Genomic DNA, 769 nt, shown 5'->3' with positions numbered 1-769 from the left:
GAGCGCCATGTACTAGGCACTCCGGGCTACACTGAGGGGCGCAGTTACTACACTAAAGCGCCAAGTATTGAGGAGGTTAGGGGGTGGATAAAGGAGAGCCTAAAAATTGATTTAGACAAAAAAGGCAAGTGGGATAAACACGGCATTATTAGCCACCCTGATTTTGAGGGGGTGGTTGTGCCATTTTTTGATAAATCAAAAGCCCCGGTTAAGGTGTATAAAAGTAAGCTACATTTCAATAAAAAAGGCTTTCATATTGTGCCAGTCGCGCTGAAAGGTGAACATGATTAATAGAGATTACGGGAGTTATAAAGATCAAGTTAAGATTATTTTTAAAGACGGCAGTATTTGGAGGGGTGCGCGCATTAGATATTTTAGTTGGTCTCCGGGGAACGGGGAAGAGGAAGATTATATAAATGTAGCTTATAGCGGGGTGTTTTATGGGTTAAGGCCTTCAGAAATTCAAGATATACAAGATGAGACAGAATAACTACAACACCCCCGCCACTTGATCTAATAATTCTAAAATCTTGCTTTCATCAACCTATTCGCGCATTTTCTGATCAAAACCTAATATAAAATCCATTCAAAAAAGCAAGGTTAAAAATGGATTTTTCTACAGCTCTTAAAAAATTAGATGATCGCATTAGTGGGCTTAATGTTATGCGGGGGCGGCTTGTTAAGTTTGTTAATCCGCAAACAAACGCCCCTGAAGTGGCACAAACTCCAGCTACTCAAGTTGATAACACTAGCGCGCCCACTCAAGCGC

Annotated in this window: 2 protein-coding genes; both read left to right on the top strand. The window is 41.1% G+C overall.

Features of this window, described 5'->3' with window-relative positions; genetic code table 11:
- Window positions 1–291: polymorphic toxin type 50 domain-containing protein (locus tag G6Q00_RS08290; RefSeq protein WP_163532761.1), on the top strand; the 291-nt coding region annotated here is incomplete at its 5' end.
- Window positions 284–490: a hypothetical protein gene (locus tag G6Q00_RS08285; protein ID WP_163532745.1), complete on the top strand. Its 207-nt coding sequence runs from the start codon at window positions 284–286 to the stop codon at window positions 488–490. The genes G6Q00_RS08290 and G6Q00_RS08285, both read left to right, overlap by 8 nt.
- Window positions 491–769: the final 279 nt, after the last annotated feature.

Origin of the sequence: Helicobacter suis (genome assembly GCF_902196125.1) — a bacterium.
Taxonomy (GTDB): Bacteria; Campylobacterota; Campylobacteria; order Campylobacterales; family Helicobacteraceae; genus Helicobacter; species Helicobacter suis_B.
The sequence above is the reverse complement of the archived record's forward strand: the minus strand, read 5'-3'. Positions and strand labels throughout refer to the sequence as shown.

Bases quoted from the DNA above. Each gene is read 5' to 3' on its own strand.
- G6Q00_RS08285 (WP_163532745.1), top strand. From the start codon at position 284: ATGATTAATAGAGATTACGGGAGTTATAAAGATCAAGTTAAGATTATT.